Here is a 21390-nt window from a genome sequence, read left to right as displayed (position 1 = left end):
TTTTTTTATGCCTTTTTTTAAGGAAAAGTTATAGTGCAACAGTTTTTCTTATTGTAAAGCCTTAGAAGGCAAATAAAAGAGGAATCAACTAATATTATTTATACTTTTTTTAATCGTTGTTATAGGTCCCTTACATAGGGATGAGACCTTATTTTTGTTTTAAAACTTTTAAAGACCAAGTAATCTTATTTAAAGGTAGATTTATTGATAGCATATATAACTGTAAAAAAAAGACTAGCATAAAGTATGCTAGTCTTTTTCTATTATATCTGAAATGATTTTATTTTTTATAGCTCAATTTACCTGTTTCAATACCAATAGCTGTTTTAGCTAGGATAGTGAAAATAAGCGCTCCTAAAGCCCAAATACCTAAAGTAACACCTATTTCTATGCCCGTGGGGGTATATTCAGCAATTTTTCCATAAGGGCCAGGGATAAAACCAGGAACTATTAATCCGAAGCCTTTTTCAATCCATATGGCTATAAATAATATGAAACAAGCAAAGTACAATACTTTTAAGTTGTTACGAAGCTTATGGAATGTTAAAATAACTGTGGCTAAAACATTTAGAGAGATAGCAGTCCATATCCAAGGTAATAAAGCTGTTTTTCCGTCTAAACCGAAGAATAAATAATAAGCACTTTCACTATGGTGTGTTGGAGCGTAAAATTCCTTAAACAATTCAGAGACTAGCATGATAATATTTATTTGAGCAGCGACAGTAACCACCATTGCTATTTTTTTGATAGTCTTATCTTCAATTTTAAATGCTGTAAAGGTTCTGATGATTGCTAAAACTAAAATAATTAAAGCTGGACCAGCTGCGAATGCAGAGGCTAAAAATCGAGGTCCTAATAGCGCATTATTCCAAAAAGGACGTGCTTGTAAACCTTGATACAGAAAGGCGGTTACTAAGTGAATACCTACCGCCCAAAAAACAGATAATATAGCTCCTGGTACATACACACTTGCTTTTGCTTCTTTTCCTTGATAATGTCTGAATAAGATATAAAACGGAATGGTGATGTTTAGAAACAAATATCCATTTAATACAATTACATCCCAGGTAAGCATAGAGTTTGGGAAGTTAAAAACACCAAAACCGGGAATCATGTGCCATAAAACAGAAGGGCCTCCCATATCGGCAACAACAAAGGCTAAACACATAATTAGTGCAGCAACAGCTAAACCTTCCCCAATTAAAACGGCTTGTTTAAAGTCAATATCTTTTAATACATAGGTAGGCATTACTAACATAACGGCAGCAGCTGCAACTCCTACTAAAAACGTAAAGTTAGAGATATATAATCCCCAACTCACTCTATCCGTCATTCCTGTAACGCTTAATCCGTGTTCTAACTGAATTGAATAGCAATACATGCCTACGAGGATGACTAGCGTTAAAAAAGCCATCCAGAGGTGATATTTTTTGGAACCTTTAGTAATAATATCTAAACTGTCTTTAACTAAACTTGTCAAAACTTTAAGTCTTCTCATTGTATATTTTTTAATCCATGAAGTACCAAAACTTTGGTTCGGTGCCTAAATCTTCTTTTAATCTGAATACTTTTTTGTTTTCTAATACCCATCGAATAGTACTACTAGGGTCGAGCAAGTTTCCGAAAATACGAGCTCCGGTAGGGCAAGCTTCCACACATGCTGGATTTTTTCCTGCTCTTGAGCGCTGCACACAAAAAGTACACTTTTCCATGACGCCTTTTTTTCGCATTCGGTTTCCTAAATAATGTTGATTGTGGTTCATTTCTTCTTCTGGAACTTCTGGTTTACTCCAGTTGAATCGACGACCATCGTAAGGGCAGGCTGCCATACAATAACGACAACCCACACACCAATCGTAATCAACTACTACCAATCCGTCTTTTTCTCGCCAAGTAGCTTGTACGGGGCACACTTCTACGCAGGGTGGGTTATCGCAATGAAAGCATTGTGTTCCCATATAAAAATGCCCTTCCGCAGGCACTTCGTGGTAATAATTATCATCAGCCTCATTAAAATTAAACCCTTTACCATCTTTCATCTCGTGAATTCGAATGTACTGCATTTGTGAATTTCTGTCTTGGTTGTTTTCTTCAACACAGGCACTTACGCAATCCATATACCCTTGACACTTAGAGATATTAAAAGCATAACCAAACAATACATCTTCTTCAGCATTTTTCGAAGACATATTAATTGTTTTTCCTGTACGTAACTGATAGGAACGAACCAATCTATTTACAGTAGCTTCTTTTTCCTCCTCCGTCATTAATTTGTAGTTTCCTTTAAATTGTTCTTCCCAGTCTATCTGCGCTTTTTCTTTAGATTCGTCACTAGAAGTAATACTGGTACAAGAAGACATAGCTCCAGCTCCAATTAATAAACTAGCGGTTAGTTTTTTAAAGGCAGATCTACGATCCATTTTTACATCAAAGACTTGATCGAAACCGTCTTTGTGTCTTTCTTCGCCTATGGAAGCACTTACTGCTTTTTCAAAAAAAGCTTTTTCACTTAACTCATCGTTTGTAGCATGTGAATTGCATCCTTCGGGTGTTTTTCCACAACCACAAGAACTATGCTGCTGTTGATGCCTATTTAGGTTTAGCGTAAACCATTTTTTGTTATTGTTGCTCATGCCTAAATTTATTTACGTTCTTTTATTTTTTGAGTATTAAATCGTGCGGGCCATTTGGTATCAAAACTTGGAGCATGTGGATTATGACAGTTAACACAGGTCATAGAAGCTCTAGGTGAAGCCCAGCTTTCAATCCGTTTCCCATGCGCACCTCCTGTCCAATCTTTGTATTGTTTTTGATGACATTGGCTGCATAGTTTGTAACTCGTATTTAAATCGATAGCATGCCCTGTTATACTTTTTAAATTATCCATGTTATTACCATCATGGCAGGTAATACAGTTCATGGTATTTAATGAAGCATGTTCTAATTTAACATTCCAATGCGCCTTTTTAATATCTTTGGTTTGCATTTTAGCTAAAGGTTGCGTGTGGCACTCCGTACATTTGTACGATTTGATTTTATCTTTTCTAGTAGGAATTAAAAATGTGATTTCATTTTCTGTAATTTCCATCATTTTCATTCCTTCTAAATACTTTTTAGAAGAGATAGAAATACCTTTATAATTGTTACTTTCAGCTTCTATTTTATCGGTAATGCTATGGTATTCATGTTCTTTATGCTTACAGGAAACAGTTATAATCACGAACAAAACAGCATAACAAACGAATTTTATATACGTATGAATTCTCATTTAGTTTTCAATTTTTCTAATAAAATTACCAATGTCTTCAGTTACTTTATGATTAGGAACATGGCATTGTCTACAATTTACTCTTTCAGGGTGTGTAACTCTAATCTCTTTAGGAGCGCTTGGTCCTGCATGACAAGCCAAACAATTTTCTCTTAGTTGTAATTGATGCGGAATTACAGGAGGACTTCCTGCTAAAGCATTATTTGTACCCACTACAGGAATAGTTCCTCTTGTAAAGTTAGTTTCCTTAAACAGTGCTTGTGTTTTTTGAGGAACATGACACTGACGACAGTTAATTTTTTCTGGATGAGGAGTAACAGGCGTATATGCTTTGAACTTTTCTACATACCCACCATTTTCATGACATTTTAAACAATTATTTTCACCCATACTACGTTCACCACTACTTACTTCATGAGGAATGCTTGGAGGTGCTCCATGAAAAGCTCTATTATCATAATAGTTCTTCATCGTTCGTTGATGTATTTCGTCAACTGGCATTTTCGTATAATCTAAAGCATATTTTGATCGTTCAAAAACCCCAGCTTCAGAAGGAATGATAGGTGTGGGTTGGTTATTTTCAATGGGTATGTATGCCTCTTCTTGACCTTGATAATAACTATAATTCCACACCGTAATAAAGGCGATAAATAGAATGATAAAAAGCGATATGATACCTAAACGTTTTTTCATAATACTAAGCTTTTTCTACGTTAACGGCACATTTTTTATAGTCTGGTTCTTTTGATATTGGACAAAAAGAATCTAGTGTTATTTCGTTAATTAACATGTTTTCATCAAAGAAAGGAACAAAGACTTGCATAGGAGCAGGTACACCGCGCTCATTCACAGAAGCTGGTAAGGTTATGTGTCCACGACGCGTGGTTAGCTTTACCATGTCTCCTGTTTTAATTTGCATGCGTTTCGCATCGTCTGGATTGAGTTCGACATATGAATGTGGCATGGCTCTATGCAATACAGGAATACGTCTTGTCATAGAACCCGTATGCCAATGTTCAACAACACGACCTGTGTTTAACCAGTATGGATATTCAGCATCTGGTTCTTCAGCAGCGGGTTCGTAAGGACGTTGCCAAATAACCGCTTTACCATCTGGTTTTCCGTAGAAATGAAAATCTTCTCCGTTGCTACAAGCAGGGTCATATTTTGAATTAAAACGCCATTGAGTAGGCTTTCCTTCAACATAAGGCCATTGCATTCCTGGGTTTTCTTTTAAAACTTCTAACGGAGCCATGTTATGCTTTTTATTATCGTGGTGTTTACGATATTCAGCATAAATTTCTTCGATATGAGAATCTTCTTTATAATAGAATTGTTTTTCGTATCCTAACCTTTTTGCAACCTCCACTAATTGCCAGGTATCACTCATGGCTTCTCCTGGTGGCTGTACCATTTGCTCAAAGTATTGTGTTCTACGTTCAGAATTACCATACATACCTTCACGTTCTACCCACATAGCAGAAGGTAAAATAACATCGGCAATATCAGTAGTTGGAGTAGGGTAAATGTCTGATACCACAATAAAGCGACCTTCTTTTTGAGCAGCATCTCTGTAACGTTTTAACTTAGGCATGGTAACCATTGGGTTGGTTACCTGAATCCACATAAAACGAATATCACCTCTGTCTAAGGCTCTAAACATTTCTACAGTATGATAGGTTGGTTTTGGATCAATATTTTCAACTGGTACCTCCCAAATTTTAGCGGCAAATTCACGGTGTTTTTTGTTCATTACCACGCCATGAGGCAGTTTATGGGTTAAGGTTCCAACTTCTCTAACGGTACCACAAGCCGATGGTTGTCCTGTTAATGAAAAAGGACTATTGCCTGGAGTAGAAATTTTTCCTGTGAGTAAATGAATATTATAAATTAAGTTATTCATCCAAGTACCTCTACTGTGTTGGTTAGGTCCCATACACCAAAGCGACATTACTTTTTTGTTAGGATCACCGTAATAGGCAGCCATATATTTAATATCTTTAGCAGATACACCTGATATTTTCTCTACTTTTTCGGGAGTATAGTCTTCTAAAAACTTTTTGTATTCTTTAAAGCTAATTTTTTCGGGCTTGTCTTTGAACTTATAGTTATCCTCTAAACCATAGCCCATATTAGTTAAGCCCTTATTAAAATTACAGTGCTTTTCAACAAAAGAGGTATTTACCCAACCATTGTTTATAATTTCATAACAAATAGCGTTGGCAACTGCTAAATCGGTTTGAGGTAAAAACAGAATAGATTTATCTGCCGCCATACTGGTACGAGTTGTACGCGTAGCAAAGTCGATAATTTTCACCCCTCTTTTTAAACGTTGATCTAGTAATCTTGAAAATAAAACAGGATGCATTTCTGCCATATTATTTCCCCATAAAACAAAAACATCAGCATGATCAATATCTTCATAGCACCCCATTGGTTCATCAATTCCGAAAGAAGTTAAAAAACCAGTAACAGCACTCGCCATACATAAACGTGCATTGGCCTCCACATTATTCGTTCCGATACATCCTTTGAAAAGTTTTGAAGCGACATATCCGTCAGGAATAGTCCACTGACCTGAACCATAAATAGATACAGCATCTTTACCATACTCTTTAATGGTTTCTTTCATTTTAGAAGCAATTAAATCTAACGCTTCTTTCATGGAGGTTTCTACATATTTACCCTTCTTTTTAACGAGCGGTTTTGTCAAACGGTCTTTACCGTACATTGCCATTACGGAATGGTATCCCTTTACACAGCATAGGCCTTTATTAACGGGAGATTTAGGATCACCCTTTACAGCGACGGCTTTACCATTTTCAACACCAATCATTACTCCACACCCTACACCACAAAACCGGCAAGGTGCTTTTTTCCAATCTAAATTTCCTCCTTTGGGTAATTGTTCTTCTTGTTCGCCAGCAAACATAATTCCTGGAAACATCGTAGCTGCTGCTGTCATGGCAGATAACACCGCCATCTTTTTTATAAAACTTCGTCTGTTTGTTGTTGAAGTGTACATGGGCTAATTCTTTAGGGGTGTATTAAATCCTGATACCATTGCTAATAATTTTAAACTGCTAATCATTTCTAGCTTTTGTTTTAAAATTTCTTCTGCTGCTTTGGTTGCTGTTTCAGTAACTACAACTAAGACATCTTTATTTTCAGCAGGTATTACTTCACATTCATTTAAGGATGATAAGGCGTTGATAAGTTCTTCTTTTTTACCATCGTGTGGATGGGCTAAATAACTTTTTATAGGCATAGAATCATTGTTAATTGTCTTTAACAAATTAATAAATATTTCCATATAATAAACATGATATTTATCATAACTTATAGTTTTTCAAGGTGTTATGTTTTGTAGAAATAACGAAAAGCTTTGAAAGTGAAGTAAATAAAGAGTTTTTTATCTTTTTTAAAAAAGAAAAGAAAAGGTAATTTATAATTATTTTAAATAATGTTTTCTTTTATGATTAGCCTCATAATTAAAGAAAAGATTGGGCATTAATTTTGAGTTCTAGTTTAATTTACAATTTATGTCATATAAAATTAAAAGTAGGATATGGATAGAAGTAGATAACACTACTTTTTTAGGAGAAGGAAGAGTTCGGTTGTTAAAATCGATCAAAGAGACGAAATCATTATCAAAGTCGGCAAGAGATTTGGGAATGTCTTATAAAAAGGCATGGAATTTAATAGATTCGGTAAATACAAAGGCTGATAAACCAGTTGTGGTAAAAACAGCCGGAGGTTTAGGAGGAGGTGGAACAACATTAACAGAATATGGCTTAGAACTTATTAAAATATATGAGACTGTAAACACTAATTGTTGGGTGTATTTAGACAAACAACTTAAAAAATATTTATTAGACTAACTGCAAATAGTGAAAAGAGGAAGTAGAAAGCATGATGAATATCATATTTTAAGTTTTACCACCCAAGTATTTTCGCACTAAGAATTAGTATAGATATGACATTAAAAGATAAGATTACGCGTTTAAAGTCAGAAAAAAATGCGATTATACTCGCTCATTATTATCAAGATACGGCAATACAAGATGTAGCAGATTACGTAGGGGATAGTTTAGGATTGTCGCAAAAAGCAGCGGAGACAGATGCGGATTTAATTGTGTTTGCAGGAGTGCACTTTATGGCAGAAACAGCAAAGATTTTAAACCCTACAAAAACTGTTGTGCTACCTGATATAAATGCCGGTTGTTCTTTGGCAGCCTCATGTCCGCCCAAAGAGTTTGAAAAATTTATAAAAGAGTACCCTAATCATACAGTAGTAACTTATGTGAATTGTAGCGCAGAAGTTAAAGCATTGACAGATATTGTGTGTACTTCTTCAAATGCATTAAAAATAGTAGCTTCTATCCCCAAAGAAACTCCAATTATTTTTGCTCCTGATAGAAATTTAGGAAAATATATTATAAAACAAACTGGAAGAGATATGCTCCTGTGGGATGGTAGTTGTGTAGTTCACGAAGCTTTTTCTATAGATAAACTGATAGAATTGCATAAAAAATATCCTGACTATAAAATAATTGCACACCCTGAATCTGAAGAACATATTTTAAAAACAGCAACGTATATTGGTTCTACAGCTGGAATGATTAAGTATGTAAAAGAACATTCTCATCAAAAGTTTATCGTAGCAACAGAAGCAGGAATTTTACATAAAATGCAACAAGAAGCGCCAAATACAGAATTAATTCCCGCGCCGGCTAAAGAAGACAATACCTGTGCGTGTAGTGAATGTGCGTATATGAAAGTGAACACCCTACAAAAGTTATACGACTGTTTGTTAAATGAAAGCCCCAAAATTGAAGTGCCAAAAAATATTAGAGAAAAGGCATTGGTACCAATTCAACGTATGTTAGCTCTGTCGAAATAAATGATAACAACTGATTATTTAGTAATAGGGTCAGGTGTAGCAGGACTTACTTTTGCGGTTAAGATGGCGGAAAAGTTCCCTAATAAAACAGTAACTATTATAACCAAGGGAGATGAAGATGAATCAAACACCAAGTATGCACAAGGAGGTGTTGCAGTTGTTTTAAATAAAGAAGAAGATTCTTTTCAAAAACATATTCAAGATACATTAATAGCTGGTGATGGTTTGTGTGATGAAGCAGTTGTTGAAATGGTGGTTAATGAAGGTCCAAGACGGTTTAATGAATTGATTACTTGGGGAGCTAATTTTGATACAAATACAGCAGGAAAATTTGATTTAGGTAAAGAAGGAGGTCATTCAGCAAATCGGGTGGTGCATCATAAAGATATTACAGGATACGAGATTGAAAGAGCTTTGTTACAACGCATTCATCAATTAAAGAATACAAAACTCTTACCGCATCACTTTTCTATCGATTTGATTACCGAACACCAAGTAAGGTCAATAAAAAAGAAACAAACAAGGTGTTATGGTGCTTATGTATTGGATGAGAAAACAGGAACAATTCTTACAGTAAGATCGAACAATACGATTCTTGCTTCTGGTGGAATAGGAAAAGTGTACGGACATACCACAAACCCTATAATTGCCACTGGAGATGGTATTGCCATGGCATACAGAGCCAAAGCACTCATAAAAGATATGGAGTTTGTTCAGTTTCATCCAACTGTATTGTATAACAAAGAAGAAGGTTCTTCTTTTTTAATATCAGAAGCAGTTAGAGGTTTTGGAGCTTATTTAAGGGATGAAAAAGGACATCGCTTTATGCTTGATTATGATACTAGGGCAGAACTGGCATCAAGAGATATCGTTTCTCAGTCTATAGACAAAGAACTGAAGAAATTGGGAGACTCTTGTGTGTTTTTAGATTGTACCCATCTAGATATGATCGCTTTTCAAAAGCATTTCCCTACCATTTATCAAAAATGTAAAAACTTCGGTATTGATGTCGCAAAAGATTGGATACCAGTAGTACCTGCTTCTCATTATGTATGCGGTGGCATTGTGGTTGATACATATGGAAAAACAACCGTTCAAAATTTATTTTGTTGTGGAGAAACCTCAAGAACAGGGTTACATGGAGCGAACAGATTAGCCTCTAATTCCTTGTTAGAAGCCTTGGTGTATGCACACAATATTTTTAAGTTTTTGTCCGAGAATAATCCGCCTTACTTAGCCGTTGAGATACCTGAATGGGATGATGAGGGAGTTTTTTTACATAATGAACCTGAAGTAATTGATAACTGCTTAAAAGAGTTACAAGCTTTAATGCGAGATTACGTGGGAATAGTTAGAAGTAACTCACGGTTAAACATAGCAGCTACTAAACTTGAAATACTTTATGCTAAAGTAGAGCAATTATACAAAGTATCTAAAGTAACAACTGCCCTCTGTGAGTTAAGAAATATGATTACTATAGCATATTTAATTATTCATCAATCCATAGAAAGAAAGGAAAATAGAGGAGGTTTTTTTAATGTTGATAATCCAAAATAGTCAGCAGAGGTAGATTGTTTTAATCTCATGATTTTTATCATTAATTAAACAGGCCATTCTTACGATTTTTGTGTTGGTAAAATAAAAAATAAGATGTCAGAAAAATTAAAGATTGTAACTGCTGAAGAAGCGGTAGCTATTGTAAAATCAAACCATAAAATATTTTTCCAAGGAGCTGCAATGACTCCTAATTTATTAATAGATACTTTGTGTGAACGTTACCAAGAGGTAAGCAATGTGGAGATTATTCAAATTCATACCCATGGTAAAGCTAAGTATTTAGAAGAACCTTATAGTAAATCGTTCAAATTGATAAGCTGTTTTGTTGGGGATAACGTAAGAAAAGGTGTAAATATGAATAATGGAGACTATATTCCTATTTTTTTAAGTGAAATACATTGGTTATTCCGTCGTAATATTTATCCGTTAGATGTAGCTTTTATTCAGGTTTCTCCACCTGATAAACACGGATACTGTTCTTTAGGAACTTCGATAGATATTACCTTACCAGCTATACAAACTGCTAAAATAGTAATAGCGCAAGTAAACCCTAATGTTCCTAGAACTCATGGAGATGGTATTATCCACATAAACAATATTGATTATGCGGTAAAAGTCAACTCACCAATTCATGAATCGATTACAGGAACCCCTTCGGAAATAGAAAGGAGAATAGGGGAAAATGTAGCAGGATTGATTGAAGATGGAGCAACACTACAAATGGGAATAGGAAACATTCCTAATGCTGTATTGCACAACTTAACCAACCATCAACGGCTAGGAATACATACAGAAATGTTTTCTGATGGAGTATTACCTCTAATAGAAAAAGGAGTGATTACTGGGGAAGAAAAAGAAATAAAAACAGGGAAAATTGTTACTTGTTTTGCTGTGGGGTCTCAAAAGCTGTATGATTTTATTGATGATAATCCGCTAGTACACTTTAAAGAAGCAGGGTATACGAATGACACATCTATCATTAAACTCAATCCGAAAGTAACTGCTATAAACAGTGCTATTGAAATTGACTTAACGGGACAGGTTTGTGCTGATACGATTGGAAAATATCAATATTCAGGAGTAGGAGGGCAAATGGATTTTATTAGAGGTGCCTCATTATCAAAAGGAGGGAAAGCTATTATTGCAATGCCTTCGATAACAGCTAAAGGAGTTTCTAAAATTACTCCGTTTTTAAAAGAAGGAGCAGGGGTTACCACGACAAGAGCCCATGTACATTACGTAGCAACAGAATATGGAGTAGTTAATTTGTTTGGAAAAAGCTTGAAAGAACGGGCAAAAGCCTTAATTTCTATTGCTCATCCTAATTTTAGAGCAGAACTAGAACGAGAAGCCTTTAATCGGTTTATCAAGTTATAAAATACAAAAGGAGTCGTTAATTAACGACTCCTTTTGTATTAAGATATTCTCTTTTCTAAAAGAACTGCTTTTGGATGCAAAATATTATTTTCGAGATGGATGTGTTTGTGTAAATCTTGTTCAAACTCTTCTAGCTTAGCATACAACGCTCTAAAAGTATTACAGGCTCCTTCTGGAGGAGTATAGTGGTTAGATAGCCTAGATATTTCCTTAAAAATATTTCCAGCACTTTCATGTTCGTGCTCCATCATTTGAATAGGGTTATTTACTGTTCCAAAAGGAGGCGTTGTATTTTTTATTCCTTCTTTTTCTGCTTGAATTAATTGTTTTATAAAGGGAAATAATATCTTTTCTTCCTTTTGCATGTGTGATAGTAACTCATTAGCAACTTCGTGAAATAACTGATTTATTTCTACGACTTCAGCATAATGGTGTCCATGTACTTTAGCTACTTTATTAACATATTGAGAAATGATAGGCAGGCTTTCTCTTACATAGGTATGATGTACATTTTCAATATAAATCATTAAAAAATCCAATTCCCATTTATCATAGTCTTCAATAATATCTTTTATTACATCAACCTCAGCTAGTTCTTTTTCAAGAGTTGCTTGATCTACATTATTTTTTGCACAAGCTTTTTCAACCGATATTCCTCCACCACAGCAAAAATCAATCCCATATTTCTTAAAAATATGTGCTGTTTTTATATTTTCTGTAACATAATCAGCTACAGTTTTGTTACTTGTTACTACCATAATTACTAGTTTTTAGATGTAAATAAAGTAGGCTTTATAGTTACCATAACCCATGCCCAATTATTTGTGTTGTTATCTGCATTACCTTTTAAAATTTCCATTCCTTCAGAAGGAAATAAATGAGAGTACCCAGCTTTAAAACTGATGTCTTTTGTAAACTTATATCCGTATACAAGATCCACTTCAGTTCCTAATTCATTAGAAACAGTATCATTAATATCTGCCGCAGCTGAAAAATGATGAATAAAAGCAGTTAAACCAGATTTAGAGTTCAATTTAAAATTAGCTTTCGCATATAAATCTAGCAAACCAACACTGTTTATGTGATTACCCACATAGAAATAATCCATAAAACCGTTAAATTTATGGTTAGTTCCATAGAAAGGAGTAAAAGCATTGTTTTTATCAGCAGGCGTATTGTAGTCATTACCACTTTGTAATTCAACACCCAAACCAACCTTTGTTTTTTCAGAAGCTTTGAACATAGCCTCTAAACCAAGTAAATAAGCACTCAACTCTCTATCTAAAGCATCGTTTCCAAATTGATAATATAAATTAGCAGTAATATTAAATTTATCCTTTTTGGCAGTTAAATGAGTTCCTATAGTTTGACTGTACGTAAGTCCGTTAGGAGCTTGCATTCCGTTGTTTAAAAACAAAAAACTACCAGAAAAGTTACTCCAATCTTTATGTAACCAGGCATATTGCATTGCTTTATACGTATTTGGAGTAGTCAAATTTGTGCCTGTTAGGTTTTCTTTCGATTGGTTAAAAGCCAAACCAATATCAAATTTAAAAGCATCTTTTTGATACTTCAACATGGCCATGTCATGACTACGAGCCTGTTGCGCCCAATCTACATTCCCAAAAATCCTGCTATCATCGTATATAACTTCTTGACGTCCCAATTTTACAGAGAACTTAGCATCTAAAAATAGTTCTCCCCATGCTTGGTGAACACTTAAACCGCTGTTATCAGCAGTATTTAATTGCGGAACATCTCCCCAAACTCTTACATCTTGAAAACTAACATAAAAGTTTAATTTTTCAGTTTTATAGGTAGTATTCAATCGGGTTCTTTGTGAAACAAAAAGAGCAGGGTTGGTATGATCTGGAAATAAAGTTTTAAATCCATGCCTATATTCAGCACGCGGACGTAGTTCAGCATCAATGGTTAACTGAGCAAAAGCTGTAGTGGTAGCAAAAAAGAGTAATGCTATTATAATTTTTGATGTTTTCATGATTTTTTTAAATTAATAATATCCCCAAATTTCTAGATAAATGCTAGGTTAAAACATGATAAAAATCAGGCAGGTAAAAAAAAGGATAAAAATATCTTTTATAATAACAAAATTAAAATGAATATAGTTGATAATGAATTGTAGTTTTGTAAGTAAAATAGAAAAGAAACTACTAAGAAGTTACATAAAATAAATGTGTGAAATGAATGACAAAATTTTAACTTGGAAAGACGTAATCAATTTTGCGGTAAAGGGAAATCCAATACCCGATAAAAGGGTGGAAAAAACGGCAGCAGAGTGGCAAGAGCTTTTAACACCTGAACAATTTAGAGTAACCAGACAGAAAGGGACAGAAAGACCAAACTCAGGAGCATTGTGTAGTGTATATGATGCTGGCAAATATAAATGTGTATGTTGTGGCACACCTTTGTTCGATTCAACAATAAAGTTTAGTTCAGGAACAGGTTGGCCCAGTTTTACACAACCTATCAAAGAGAATGCTATTCAATATGAAAAAGATACTACCTTTGGTATGGTTCGCGTAGAAGTGATGTGTAATACTTGTGATGCGCATTTGGGACATGTATTCCCTGACGGACCAGAACCTAGCGGATTACGTTATTGCATTAACTCGGCTTCAATGATTTTAGATACTGAATAAAGAAAGGAGAGAAATGACAAATAATAAATTAGAAGTAATAACCGTTGGTGGCGGTTGCTTTTGGTGTGTAGAAGCTGTTTTAAATCAAATAAAAGGAGTAGAAGAAGTAGTATCTGGTTACATGGGCGGTACTGTACCAGGAACACCAACTTATAGAGAAATTTGTTCAGGTTTAACAGGACATGCAGAAGTAGTACAAGCAATGTTTAATCCTGAAATTATAAGCTATGAAGAGTTGTTGGTAATGTTTATGACAAGTCACGACCCAACAACGTTAAACAGGCAAGGAGCAGATGTAGGAACCCAATACCGTTCTGTAATTTTTTATCATACTCAAGAACAACAACAAATTGCTGAAAAAGTAGTAAAAAAGTTGGCTCCTTATTATGAAAGTGAAATTGTAACAGAAATAAGTGCTGCTTCAACCTTTCACATAGCAGAAGAATACCATCAAAATTATTACGAGAATAATAGAGAACAAATGTATTGTTCAGTTGTAATTTCGCCAAAATTGGCTAAATTGAAAAAACTGTACGCAAGCAAACTAAAAGAAGAATAGAACGTGTTGAAATTCAATATACAAAATACCTTTACAAACGAATTACCGGCAGATCCAATCCAAGAAAACTCTAGAAGACAGGTAACAGAAGCTTGTTTTTCGTATGTAACACCTAAAAAAACATCTAATCCGAAAATTTTGCATGTTTCAGATGACATGGCAAAAGAATTAGGACTTTCGGAAGCAGCAATAACTTCAGAGGAATTTAAGAACATTTTTACAGGGAATGATGTATATAAAAATACACAACCATATGCCATGTGTTATGGTGGGCACCAGTTTGGGCATTGGGCAGGGCAATTAGGAGATGGTAGAGCGATTAACTTGTTTGAAGCAGTTTATGACAAAAAATGGGCATTGCAGTTAAAAGGAGCAGGAGAAACACCATATTCTCGAACTGCAGACGGATTAGCAGTGTTGCGTTCCTCTATTCGGGAGTATTTGTGTAGTGAAGCCATGCATCATTTAGGGGTACCTACAACAAGAGCTCTGTCATTAGCATTATCGGGAGATGAAGTATTAAGAGATGTACTATACGACGGAAACGCTGCGTATGAAAAAGGAGCAATCGTTTGTAGAACAGCCGAGTCTTTTTTACGCTTTGGAAATTATCAAATATTCACAGCTAGAGGAGAGGTAAAAACATTGAAAACATTGGTTGATTATACCATTAAATACCATTTTGCTCATCTAGGAAAACCATCAAAAGAAAGCTATGTATCTTTTTTTAAAGAAGTAGCAGAGCGTAGTTTAGAAATGGTCATTCATTGGCAACGTGTAGGTTTTGTACATGGAGTAATGAATACTGATAATATGTCGATTCTTGGTTTAACCATTGATTATGGACCTTATGGATGGTTAGAAGGTTACGACCATGGATGGACGCCAAATACAACGGATAATACTCATAAACGTTACCGATACGGTGCGCAACCAGAAGTCGTTTTATGGAATTTATATCAGCTGGCAAATGCGCTATATCCTTTAATTGAAGAAGCAGAACCTTTAGAAGCAGTTTTGGAAAGTTATCAAGAAAAATTTCCTGAAAAGTACATGCATATGATGCGAGAAAAATTAGGGCTGTTTTCGCCAAAAGAATCAGATGGAACCTTAGTTTCAGATCTTGAGGAAGTACTTCAAAAAACAGAAACAGATATGACCATTTTTTTCCGATTATTGTCTGGTATTTCAAAAAATGATACCAAAGAGAAGGCAATCAAAAAAATAGAAAAAGCATTTTATGCGCCTTCCGAAGTTGTAGATGAAATAAAAAAATCTTGGGAAAACTGGTTTCAAGATTATTTGGAAAGATTACAAAACGAAACTGTTTTGGAAGAAGAAAGAAAAACAAAAATGAATGTTGTAAATCCGAAATATGTACTCAGAAATTACATGGCACAATTAGCGATTGATGCTGCCAATAAAAATGATTTTGTATTGTTAAATGAGTTATATTTACTGCTCAAAAATCCCTACGATGAACAACCAAAAAACGAAAAATGGTTTGCAAAACGACCAGAATGGGCTCGAAATAAAGTAGGATGCTCTATGTTATCTTGTAGTTCTTAAGATAAAAACAACTATTATATTTTGGTTTAAGTAATGTGTTTTAAATTATTGATTTTTAACTATTTAGATATAGTTTTTAAAAATAATTCAACACTCTTTTTTAAATAAAAATCAAAATAAATTTGGAAAATCCATTTTTATAATTGAATATTTGTGCTCGTAAAAGTTCAAACACTTATTGACGATGTTATCAAGAAAGGTGGAGGGATTAGACCCTATGAAACCTTAGCAACCCTTTGTGCAAACAAAGAAGGTGCTAAATTCTACCAGAGTGTACAAACTCGTGGATAGATAACCCAAAGAAGTTTCTTTAATATCTACAAGAAGCTTCTTATAATTTCTTAATAACATTTTTCTAGTAAGCAACATCTAAAAATAGATGTGTTTTGGCTTTTGGTTTAATTTTTTATTAACTCAAAAACAAGAAAAATGAGTACACAAAAATTCGCAACAAACGCGTTGCACGCAGGACATGATGTAACACAAAATGGGGGAACAAGAGCGGTTCCTATTTACCAAACTACTTCGTATGTTTTTAACGATGCAGAACATGCAGGAAACCTATTTTCGTTAAAAGAGTTGGGATTTATTTACACCCGATTAAACAATCCCACCAATCAAATTTTACAAGATCGCTTAGCTGCTTTAGAAGGTGGTATTGGAGCTGTAGTGTTTGCTTCGGGTACGGCAGCCATTTCAACAGGTTTACTAACCCTACTAAAAGCAGGAGATCATATCGTAGCTTCGAGTAGTTTGTACGGAGGAACCTATAATTTGTTAAATGTTACTTTACCAAGATTAGGCATTACCACTACGTTTGTAGATGCATCTAACCCAGATAGTTTTGCAGAAGCTGTACAAGAGCATACCAGAGCTTTCTTTGTAGAGTCTTTAGGAAATCCGAAATTAGATGTCTTGGATTTAAAAGCGATATCTGCACATGCAAAAAAAGCAGAAGTGCCTTTTATTGTAGATAATACAGTAGCTACGCCAGCTTTATTAAACCCAATAGAGCATGGAGCCAATATTGTAATTCACTCCTTAACAAAGTACATTGGAGGACAAGGAAACTCGTTAGGAGGAGCCATTATTGATGCTGGAACTTTTAACTGGGCAAATGGTAAGTTTCCTGAATTTACAGAACCTTCGGCAGGATATCACGGATTGGTATATCACGAAGCTTTAGGAGCTGCATCGTACACATTTAAGCTAATTTTAGAGGGGTTACGTGATTTTGGAGGCGCGTTGAGTCCGACAAACGCATTCAACATCATTCAAGGATTGGAAACCTTAGAAATACGAATTCAAAAACACAGTGAAAATGCCTTGTCTATTGCCAAATGGTTACAAGAACAAGAAGAAGTTGCTTGGGTAAACTATCCAGGGTTGGAAGGGAATACATACAAAACTTTAGCTGATGAATACTTACCAAAAGGTCAAAGCGGATTGGTAACTTTTGGAGTAAAAGGAGGTTACGAAGCCGCTAAAACCATTGCAGACAATACAAAACTCTTTTCATTACTAGCCAATATTGGAGATACTAAATCTTTAATTATCCATCCTGCAAGTACTACGCACCAACAATTAAGTGATGAAGCGCAAGAAAGTACGGGGGTAACGAAAGACTTAATTCGTTTATCAGTTGGTTTGGAAAATATTGAAGATTTAAAAACCGATTTACAAGAAGCATTTGCTCAAATTCCTAAAGAAGTATTGGCTTAAAATAAACCGCGTTAGGGATTGAAGTGGCATCCTTTTGTTGTCAGTTCGAGCTTGCGAAGCAAGTATCGAGGATCAACAAAAGATATAACGGAAAGCCCGACCCTTTAGGGGAACGCCCATAAAGATATCAATAATGAAAAGTGATTTGAAGCATATTCATATTCTTAGTTATACCACCATAAGCGGTACACAATTCGACACCATTCCAGTAAGCTATCAAACCTTCGGAAAAGCATTGGGTACCGCTCCTGTGGTGTTGATTAATCATGCACTCACAGGCAATAGTAATGTTGCAGGAAACGATGGTTGGTGGCAAGATTTAATAGGGGAAGACAAAGTTATAGATACGAATGAGTATACCATTTTGTGCTTTAACATTCCAGGAAATGGCTATGATAATTTCTTAATAGATAATTACAAAAGTTTCGTAGCACGTGATATTGCAAACATTTTTCTACAAGGGCTAGCACAACTTAATATTACCCAATTATATGCGTTGATAGGAGGATCTTTAGGTGGTGGAATCGCTTGGGAAATGGCAGTGTTGAATCCGAATATAACACAACATTTAATTCCGATTGCAACCGATTGGAAATCGACTGATTGGTTAATAGCCAATTGCCAAATACAAGAGCAGTTTTTAACCAATTCTAGCAATCCGGTGCACGATGCGCGTATGCATGCTATGTTGTGTTATCGAACGCCCGAGTCGTTTAAAAAACGTTTTCAACGCTCAAAAAACGAAGAGTTACAGATTTTTAATGTAGAAAGTTGGTTGTTACATCACGGAAAAAAATTACAAGAGCGCTATCAGTTAGCCTCCTATAGATTGATGAATCAGTTATTAAAAACCATCGATGTAACGAAAGGAAGGGAAGGATTAGATGTGTTAGAAACCATTGAAGCAGAGATCCATATCGTTGGCGTAGATTCTGACTTGTTTTTTACTGCGGAAGAAAACAGAGAAACACACAAACAACTGGCATCGGCCCATGCAAATGTAACCTACAATGAAATTAATTCAGATCATGGGCATGATGCTTTCTTAATAGAATACAAACAATTAGAAAAAATGATTGAACCAATATTCAATCAAAAATCAACCCATAAAAGAATGAAAATTTTAAAGTTTGGCGGAAAATCTTTGTCGAATGAAGGCATACCAAAGGTAGTATCAATCATAGAACAAAAAATAAACGAAGGAGAAAAGATAGCTGTAGTAGTCTCAGCAAGAGGCAATGCTACAGATGAGTTAGAGGAGCTTTTAGAAAGGGCTACTAAGAATGAAGCTTTTAAAGAACAATTAGAAGCGTTTAAATACGAACAAACAAAATTAACTCCGTTAGTAGATTTTTCTACAGAATTTAATCGCTTAGAAAAGTTGTTTGAAGGAGTGAGTTTGTTAGGTGATTATAGTCAAAAGATAAAAGATGAAGTACTAGCACAAGGAGAGCTATTGTCTATAAAAACAGTAACCGATTTATTACAGCAAAAAGGAATCAACGCCCTAGCTACCGATGCTAGAAGCTTATTAAAAACAGATGAGACAGTAGGAAAAGGAGAATCAATAGTTGAGGTATCTAAAGAAAATGTATTAAATCACTTTAAACAGTACAACGGAACAACTGTGAATGTGGTAGCTGGATTTATAGCCTCGAATTTAAAAAATGAAACGACGACTTTAGGTAGAAACGGAAGTAATTACACTGCCTCGTTGTTAGCGAACTATTTAGACGCCGAAGAACTGCAAAACTACACGCATGTAGATGGAATCTTCACTGCCAATCCTGATTTGGTAGCGGATGCTAAAAAAATAGAAGAGTTATCTTTTTCTGAGGCAAATGAATTGGCCAACTTCGGAGCTACTATTTTGCATGCGAAAACCATCATTCCGTTATTAGAGAAGAATATCAACCTTCGAATATTAAACACCTTCAATCCTAACGATAATGGTACGTTGATTACCGCAAAATCAACTTCAAAAGGAATCAAATCCTTATCAGTATTAGACAAGGTTGCTTTGATAAACTTCGAAGGAAGAGGGTTACTAGGAAAAGTAGGCGTGGATGCACGTATTTTTAAAGCATTGAGCAATCACGGAATTAGCGTGAGCATTATCTCACAAGGTTCTTCAGAAAGAGGAATTGGTTTGGTGGTTGATAAAAGCAATGCAGTAGCAGCGGTAAAAGCTTTGGAACAAGAGTTTGAAAATGATTTACAAACAAAAGATGTCAATCAGATTTCGATTCAAGAAGAAGTATCGGTAATTTCAATCATAGGGCAAGATTTAAGCGAGTTTCATCACCCATATAACGCTTTGATTAAAAATCAAATAGTTCCCTTGTTGTTCAACAATACCATTACAGGTAAAAATGTGAGCTTGGTAGTGAAGAAAGAGCAGTTACACAAGGCGTTGAATGTGATTCACGGTCAGGTATTTGGAGTGGCGAAAAAAATCAACATCGCTGTTTTTGGTAAAGGATTAGTTGGCGGAACCTTGATTGAACAAATTTTAGAAAATTCAAAATCAATTTTAGAAAGACGTAAAATTCACCTGAACATTTTTGCGATTGCGAACTCTAAAAAAGTGTTGTTAGCAAAAAATGGAGTTGGAACTAATTGGTCGAATGAGCTTGAAAAAGCAGTAGAAGATAAGCATACCGTTGATAGTGTAATTGACTATGCTAAAGAACATCATTTAGAAAACTTAATTGCGGTAGACAATACAGCAAGTGTAGACTTTATAGAAAATTACATTCCGTTAGTCAATGCAGGGTTCGATTTGGTTTCCTCTAATAAAATAGCGAATACCGTTTCGTACGATTTTTATAAAAAACTACGTAAAACCTTAGATAAAAATAAGAAGAGTTACTTGTACGAAACGAATGTAGGGGCAGGGTTACCATTGATTGATACGATTAAACTGTTACACGATTCAGGAGAAAATATCACGAGAATTAGAGGGGTGTTTTCAGGATCCTTAAGTTATTTGTTTAATAAATTTTCTTCGGAAGACGTGCCGTTTTCAACCGTATTACAAGAAGCAATTGACAGCGGGTTTACTGAACCCGACCCTCGTGAGGATTTATGTGGAAATGATGTTGCCAGAAAACTATTGATTTTAGCACGTGAATTAGATTTAGAAAACGAGTTTAATGATATTCATATAGAAAACTTGATTCCAGAGGAGTTCAGAGAAGTCTCTTCGGAAGAGTTTTTAGGAAACTTAGAAAAACTAGATGCTACATTTCAACAGCAAAAAGAATCACAGGAAGAGAAACACGTACTGAGATATATCGGAGATTTACACGGAGACTTACAACAATCAAAAGGAGAATTGGATGTAAAGTTAGTCTCTGTACCAGAGAGTTCGCCTTTAGGAAGTTTAAAAGGATCTGATGCCATTTTTGAGATTTACACAGAATCTTATGGAGAACAACCTATCGTAATTCAAGGAGCAGGAGCAGGATCTAAAGTAACCGCTAGAGGCGTATTTGGAGACATCTTACGATTAGCAAAGAATAATAATTAGTAGAAAGAAACAAGAACCAAGAAAATAGAGATAAGATTTGCAAAAGCCTTTGTCAGTTCGAGTGATTTTTATGGAGTGTTAACGAAGTAAAAATTGTATCGAGAACGATTAGAATACTTCTCGATACAAAATTATTTCATTCCAATAATTTTATTTGAAGTGACATCAGAAAAAAAGGAATAGAAAACTTAGAAAGAAGAACCTCAAAAATAGAGCAGAGCAAAAAGATACAAGAATTAAGAG

The 21390-nt window shown here is 34.9% G+C and carries 17 protein-coding genes and 1 riboswitch; of the genes, 9 read left to right on the top strand and 8 right to left on the bottom strand.

Going from position 1 to position 21390, the window contains the following annotated elements; all coding sequences use genetic code 11:
• Positions 1 to 280: 280 nt before the first annotated feature.
• Genes dsrP through ACN0WY_RS15440 form a run of 6 tightly spaced genes read right to left on the bottom strand, consistent with a single transcriptional unit; the run spans position 281 to position 6581 of the window.
• Complete coding sequence (gene dsrP, locus ACN0WY_RS15465) at positions 281 to 1498, bottom strand: sulfate reduction electron transfer complex DsrMKJOP subunit DsrP (protein WP_330486509.1); 1218 nt, start codon at positions 1496 to 1498, stop codon at positions 281 to 283.
• Between the two features lie 10 nt (positions 1499 to 1508).
• Positions 1509 to 2633 (bottom strand): 4Fe-4S dicluster domain-containing protein, encoded by a 1125-nt coding sequence (locus ACN0WY_RS15460; RefSeq protein ID WP_417800936.1) that lies wholly within the window; start codon positions 2631 to 2633, stop codon positions 1509 to 1511.
• Between the two features lie 8 nt (positions 2634 to 2641).
• On the bottom strand, positions 2642 to 3268 hold the full coding sequence (locus ACN0WY_RS15455; protein WP_330486511.1) for a multiheme c-type cytochrome: 627 nt from the start codon (positions 3266 to 3268) through the stop codon (positions 2642 to 2644).
• Positions 3269 to 3961, bottom strand: coding sequence for a nitrate reductase cytochrome c-type subunit (locus ACN0WY_RS15450; protein WP_417800935.1), 693 nt, complete (start codon positions 3959 to 3961; stop codon positions 3269 to 3271).
• A gap of 4 nt (positions 3962 to 3965) precedes the next feature.
• Entirely contained in the window at positions 3966 to 6293 is a 2328-nt protein-coding gene (locus ACN0WY_RS15445) for a molybdopterin-dependent oxidoreductase (protein ID WP_417800934.1), read from the bottom strand.
• Positions 6294 to 6296: 3 nt separating this feature from the next.
• Positions 6297 to 6581 carry a hypothetical protein gene (locus ACN0WY_RS15440; protein WP_330486514.1) on the bottom strand — a complete coding sequence of 95 codons (285 nt, stop codon included), beginning with the start codon at positions 6579 to 6581 and terminating at the stop codon, positions 6297 to 6299.
• 229 nt (positions 6582 to 6810) lie between these two features.
• Between ACN0WY_RS15440 and ACN0WY_RS15435 the strand changes: the two genes are divergently transcribed.
• The 4 genes from ACN0WY_RS15435 (at position 6811) to ACN0WY_RS15420 (ending at position 11105) form a co-directional block, all read left to right on the top strand.
• Positions 6811 to 7149 carry a molybdenum transporter gene (locus ACN0WY_RS15435; protein ID WP_330486515.1) on the top strand — a complete coding sequence of 113 codons (339 nt, stop codon included), beginning with the start codon at positions 6811 to 6813 and terminating at the stop codon, positions 7147 to 7149.
• 95 nt (positions 7150 to 7244) lie between these two features.
• Positions 7245 to 8171: a quinolinate synthase NadA gene (nadA, locus tag ACN0WY_RS15430; RefSeq protein WP_417800933.1), complete on the top strand. Its 927-nt coding sequence runs from the start codon at positions 7245 to 7247 to the stop codon at positions 8169 to 8171.
• Positions 8172 to 9728 (top strand): L-aspartate oxidase, encoded by a 1557-nt coding sequence (nadB, locus tag ACN0WY_RS15425; RefSeq protein ID WP_417800932.1) that lies wholly within the window; start codon positions 8172 to 8174, stop codon positions 9726 to 9728. It begins immediately after the preceding gene.
• Between the two features lie 93 nt (positions 9729 to 9821).
• The gene (locus ACN0WY_RS15420; protein ID WP_417800931.1) at positions 9822 to 11105 is read left to right on the top strand and encodes an acetyl-CoA hydrolase/transferase family protein; all 1284 of its coding nucleotides are present in this window, start codon (positions 9822 to 9824) and stop codon (positions 11103 to 11105) included.
• A gap of 38 nt (positions 11106 to 11143) precedes the next feature.
• Here the strand turns inward: ACN0WY_RS15420 and ric are convergent, their stop codons facing one another.
• Together ric and ACN0WY_RS15410 are read right to left on the bottom strand one after the other, a co-directional pair.
• Positions 11144 to 11863 carry an iron-sulfur cluster repair di-iron protein gene (ric, locus tag ACN0WY_RS15415; RefSeq protein ID WP_330486519.1) on the bottom strand — a complete coding sequence of 240 codons (720 nt, stop codon included), beginning with the start codon at positions 11861 to 11863 and terminating at the stop codon, positions 11144 to 11146.
• 5 nt (positions 11864 to 11868) lie between these two features.
• Positions 11869 to 13104, bottom strand: a complete 1236-nt coding sequence (locus ACN0WY_RS15410) for an alginate export family protein (RefSeq protein WP_330486520.1) — start codon at positions 13102 to 13104, stop codon at positions 11869 to 11871.
• A gap of 214 nt (positions 13105 to 13318) precedes the next feature.
• Between ACN0WY_RS15410 and msrB the strand changes: the two genes are divergently transcribed.
• The 5 genes from msrB to thrA all read left to right on the top strand — a co-directional run bounded on the left by msrB (position 13319) and on the right by thrA (position 21147).
• Complete coding sequence (gene msrB, locus ACN0WY_RS15405) at positions 13319 to 13765, top strand: peptide-methionine (R)-S-oxide reductase MsrB (RefSeq protein ID WP_330486948.1); 447 nt, start codon at positions 13319 to 13321, stop codon at positions 13763 to 13765.
• Positions 13766 to 13778: 13 nt separating this feature from the next.
• Positions 13779 to 14324: a peptide-methionine (S)-S-oxide reductase MsrA gene (msrA, locus tag ACN0WY_RS15400; protein WP_330486521.1), complete on the top strand. Its 546-nt coding sequence runs from the start codon at positions 13779 to 13781 to the stop codon at positions 14322 to 14324.
• 6 nt (positions 14325 to 14330) lie between these two features.
• Complete coding sequence (locus ACN0WY_RS15395; protein WP_417800937.1) at positions 14331 to 15893, top strand: protein adenylyltransferase SelO; 1563 nt, start codon at positions 14331 to 14333, stop codon at positions 15891 to 15893.
• Between the two features lie 184 nt (positions 15894 to 16077).
• Positions 16078 to 16191, top strand: a riboswitch (SAM riboswitch).
• A 131-nt stretch (positions 16192 to 16322) separates the two neighbouring features.
• Positions 16323 to 17615 (top strand): O-acetylhomoserine aminocarboxypropyltransferase/cysteine synthase family protein, encoded by a 1293-nt coding sequence (locus ACN0WY_RS15390; RefSeq protein WP_417800930.1) that lies wholly within the window; start codon positions 16323 to 16325, stop codon positions 17613 to 17615.
• 133 nt (positions 17616 to 17748) lie between these two features.
• On the top strand, positions 17749 to 21147 hold the full coding sequence (gene thrA / locus ACN0WY_RS15385) for a bifunctional aspartate kinase/homoserine dehydrogenase I (RefSeq protein WP_417800929.1): 3399 nt from the start codon (positions 17749 to 17751) through the stop codon (positions 21145 to 21147).
• The last annotated feature ends 243 nt before the right edge of the window (positions 21148 to 21390 follow it).

It is taken from the genome of Tenacibaculum sp. (assembly GCF_048269885.1).
GTDB lineage: Bacteria > Bacteroidota > Bacteroidia > Flavobacteriales > Flavobacteriaceae > Polaribacter.
This window is presented reverse-complemented; position numbering and strand designations above follow the sequence as displayed.

What these genes read in the sequence shown, in the direction of transcription:
- ACN0WY_RS15435 (WP_330486515.1), top strand. Translation starts at nt 6,811, where the DNA reads ATGTCATATAAAATTAAAAGTAGGATATGGATAGAAGTAGATAACACT.
- ACN0WY_RS15460 (WP_417800936.1), bottom strand. Translation starts at nt 2,633, where the DNA reads ATGAGCAACAATAACAAAAAATGGTTTACGCTAAACCTAAATAGGCAT.
- dsrP (WP_330486509.1), bottom strand. Translation starts at nt 1,498, where the DNA reads ATGAGAAGACTTAAAGTTTTGACAAGTTTAGTTAAAGACAGTTTAGAT.
- ACN0WY_RS15390 (WP_417800930.1), top strand. Translation starts at nt 16,323, where the DNA reads ATGAGTACACAAAAATTCGCAACAAACGCGTTGCACGCAGGACATGAT.
- ACN0WY_RS15445 (WP_417800934.1), bottom strand. Translation starts at nt 6,293, where the DNA reads ATGTACACTTCAACAACAAACAGACGAAGTTTTATAAAAAAGATGGCG.
- nadB (WP_417800932.1), top strand. Translation starts at nt 8,172, where the DNA reads ATGATAACAACTGATTATTTAGTAATAGGGTCAGGTGTAGCAGGACTT.
- ACN0WY_RS15440 (WP_330486514.1), bottom strand. Translation starts at nt 6,581, where the DNA reads ATGGAAATATTTATTAATTTGTTAAAGACAATTAACAATGATTCTATG.
- ACN0WY_RS15450 (WP_417800935.1), bottom strand. Translation starts at nt 3,961, where the DNA reads ATGAAAAAACGTTTAGGTATCATATCGCTTTTTATCATTCTATTTATC.
- ACN0WY_RS15420 (WP_417800931.1), top strand. Translation starts at nt 9,822, where the DNA reads ATGTCAGAAAAATTAAAGATTGTAACTGCTGAAGAAGCGGTAGCTATT.
- ACN0WY_RS15410 (WP_330486520.1), bottom strand. Translation starts at nt 13,104, where the DNA reads ATGAAAACATCAAAAATTATAATAGCATTACTCTTTTTTGCTACCACT.
- nadA (WP_417800933.1), top strand. Translation starts at nt 7,245, where the DNA reads ATGACATTAAAAGATAAGATTACGCGTTTAAAGTCAGAAAAAAATGCG.
- thrA (WP_417800929.1), top strand. Translation starts at nt 17,749, where the DNA reads ATGAAAAGTGATTTGAAGCATATTCATATTCTTAGTTATACCACCATA.
- ric (WP_330486519.1), bottom strand. Translation starts at nt 11,863, where the DNA reads ATGGTAGTAACAAGTAACAAAACTGTAGCTGATTATGTTACAGAAAAT.
- msrA (WP_330486521.1), top strand. Translation starts at nt 13,779, where the DNA reads ATGACAAATAATAAATTAGAAGTAATAACCGTTGGTGGCGGTTGCTTT.
- ACN0WY_RS15455 (WP_330486511.1), bottom strand. Translation starts at nt 3,268, where the DNA reads ATGAGAATTCATACGTATATAAAATTCGTTTGTTATGCTGTTTTGTTC.